The organism is Halothiobacillus sp., from assembly GCF_028710545.1.
Lineage (GTDB): Bacteria > Pseudomonadota > Gammaproteobacteria > Halothiobacillales > Halothiobacillaceae > Halothiobacillus.
This window is the reverse complement of sequence record NZ_JAQTTX010000109.1, coordinates 1-2,860: the sequence shown is the minus strand read 5'-3', so window position 1 is coordinate 2,860 and position 2,860 is coordinate 1. Positions and strand designations below refer to the sequence as shown.

The 2,860-nt window shown below is 62.9% G+C and carries 3 protein-coding genes; all 3 read right to left on the bottom strand.

Translation table 11 applies throughout. The features are described from left to right. On the bottom strand, positions 1-118 hold a 118-nt coding region (locus tag PHD44_RS12760), incomplete at its 3' end, for a Tn3 family transposase (protein WP_367182033.1). 9 nt (positions 119-127) lie between these two features. Further along, the gene (locus PHD44_RS12580; protein ID WP_066690512.1) at positions 128-1,156 is read right to left on the bottom strand and encodes a helix-turn-helix transcriptional regulator; all 1,029 of its coding nucleotides are present in this window, start codon (positions 1,154-1,156) and stop codon (positions 128-130) included. A 67-nt stretch (positions 1,157-1,223) separates the two neighbouring features. Then, positions 1,224-2,411, bottom strand: coding sequence for a serine hydrolase (locus tag PHD44_RS12575; RefSeq protein WP_066690510.1), 1,188 nt, complete (start codon positions 2,409-2,411; stop codon positions 1,224-1,226). Between the last annotated feature and the right edge of the window lie 449 nt (positions 2,412-2,860).

Below are 2,860 nucleotides of genomic sequence, written 5' to 3'. Positions count from 1 at the left end.
TGAAGAACACCGCCCTGGCCAGCGCGTTGCGCGCCTCGCCTTTGTTGAGTCCGGCCTGCACGCGGCGGCGCAGCTCCACGCTTTGCAGCCAATCCAGTATGAACAGCGTGCGCTCAATGCGCCCCAGTCAGGGATGCCGCTTCCACGCGTGCCGCCGAAACGATGTAGATGGCAGTTCGTTGAAGCGTTGCCGGAACAGTTTCGCAAAGTACCCCAGGTTGGAGAAGCCCCAGTCCGCAGCGATCGACTGGACGGTGGCGTAGGGCCGGGCCAGCAGCAACTCCGCTCGAACACCCTGCAGGCGTTGTTCCCGCAGCGCTTCCATGGGCGTGCAGCCCCTGTACTCTCGAAAGGCTTGACCGAGCGAACGCACACTCACCCCCGCCACCGCGGCCAGTTCGCTCAGCGTGGGCGCATGTCGCGCGTTTTCGCGGATGTGCCGCTCCGCGGCCAGGACGTGGCGCGGTGCCAGCCGATATTCGCTTTGTGCTGCGGGTTGGTCCAGGTGCGTGCGCCACTGTGTGAGCAGGTGCACGCCGATCATTTCCTCCAGGTGCTTGCCCAGCGGGCCGGCCTGCACCGCTTCGGGCATGTGCGTGATGCACTGGCACACATAGCTCAGCAGTCCGATCCAGGGTGAGCCCGAACCGCCCAAGCGGAAGGTCCGCAGCCACAGGCGCTCATCGGCCGGCTCGCCAAACCAGCACTCGTACAGTTGGGCCAACGCGTCGTGCTCAAAGGTCAGGTTCACCTGCAAATGGTTGTGATCGAAATCCACCCAGTAGTGGGTCCGCGAGTTGTCCACCACGAAGGCATCGCCCACACCGGTATCGCTGAATGTTCGCAGCTCACTCCAATGCCGGGCCGATCCGCGCAGCGTGGTCAGTACCATTCCTGTACCGGCTTCGGGTGAGAAGTCCTTGATGTTCACCGGGATGCCGTACTTGAAACGGCTCAGTGTGAAGTGCCCGATCCGCGTTGCGTCGAGTACCGAATCCGGTCTCCTGGCCTTGCCGATGGGCGTGACGTCGTACGGCATGTACACCTTGTCCGACCACTGGCGAATATCGTCCCACTCGCTGGAGGCCACCAGCCGGTGGTTCGTGCTCGGGCGCCCGCTGGCGTCGTGGACCAGCACATTGCGGATGGCTTCCATGGGTTCGTCTCCATCGCTGATGTCATTGCACGCCGGGCAACCCGACCCGGCGTGGCCTCAGATCAGCTCAGCGGTGATGGTAGACCGCTGTCTCGAATTCCACAAACCCGGGGTAAGACGCTGCGTCCTGGAACGGCAATATCTGAGTACCCCAGTAGCCGCCGATGCCGTTCTTGCGGTCAATCCAGTAAAAGCAGTTGGCCAGACCCGCCCACATCAGCGAGCCGGTAGGCCGCCCGCTTGGCGTGTCTTCACGGTTGGTCATGAAGGTGTAACCCCAACCCTTGCCGGTGCCCGGGAAGAACTCGCCCGTGTTGCTGAGCGAGGGGACGGAGGTCGTCCAGCCGCCGGCCGACAGCCCCATGTCGGCCAGTCCGTCCTTGCACATCGCGGCGACCGTCTCGGCCTTGAGTACACGGCCGTTCGGTCCGGCGCCGTCGTTGAGCATCATGCGGATGAACTTCATGTATTCGCCCACCGTGCCATACAGGCCATGCCCGCCGCAGTCCATCTCGGGCGGCTGCGGCAAGGACAGTTCGGGCAGCGGCGTAAGCTTGCCGTCGATCGCGCGGTCGTGGATGGTCGCGCGGCGCTGCGCCATGGACTCGCTCATGGTGAAGGCCATGTCCTTCATGTCCAGCGGTTCGAACACCCGCTGACGCATCACGTCGCCCAAGCGCTTGCCGCGGATGTTCTCGATGATCAATCCAACCCAGTCCATGTTCACGCCGTAAGTCCAGGCGGCTCCGGGGTCGTGCAGCAGCACCGTGCGAATCGACGCGTGCGTGCACGACACCACAGTGGGGATGCCCTGGGCTGCGCGGAACTTCAGGTCGTCGTTGCTGAAGAACTCGTAGCAGAGGCCGGACGTGTGCAGCATCAGGTCGTTGATGGTGATGCGCCGCTTGGGCGGACGCGTTCTGGGCTGGCCGGTGGCATCAAAACCGTCCAGCACCTGCAGTTCATCGATCTCTGGCACGTACGCTCCAGCAGGGTCGCTCAGGCTCACCTTGCCCTCTTCCACCAGTTGCATCAGGCACGCGCCGGCCAAAGCCTTGGTGGTGGAAAAGAGGGCGAGCACCGAATCGGTGGTCATGGCGCCATCCTTGCCCAGCTCACGCGAGCCGGCCGCGCCTTCATAGAAGTTCTCTTGCCGGTTGGTCGCCATGGCCACTACGCCTGGGGAGCCCCCGTGGCGTTCCACGTTCTGCTTGAGCACCGCGTCCAGCGCGGTCTTCAATTGGGTCGTCGTCATTCTTTGTCTCCATTGCGCGGCTGTATGGATAGACCACAGTGGTCCGCAGCTCACCAGTCTGTGGGCCTGATGGAGGCTAGCATTTGGCGACCCGAATCCCTGTTCGGATCTGGCAGCCGGGTATCTGAGTCTGGCAATTTGCAGCGAGATGGGAGGCTCCGATCTCCAGGCTGTCGATGCACCTCCGCATCGCGTGCGAAGCCAGGGGGTAATCTGCAGCCCCGAGGCCAACACCTGCCTGATTCCGCGTAGTGCGACTTTTGACCCTCGCAACTTTTTCGCGGGCGCGAAATTCCCAGATGCCTTTTGTGAGGCCACAACATATACTGTATATATGCACAGTGTTACATTGCCTGCCCAACCCGTTCCCGTGAGTGGCTTTCCCATGCTCTTGCCGCAGCCCTTAGGGCGCGTGCAGGCAGGCTTTCCTTCCCCTGCAGAGGACTTTG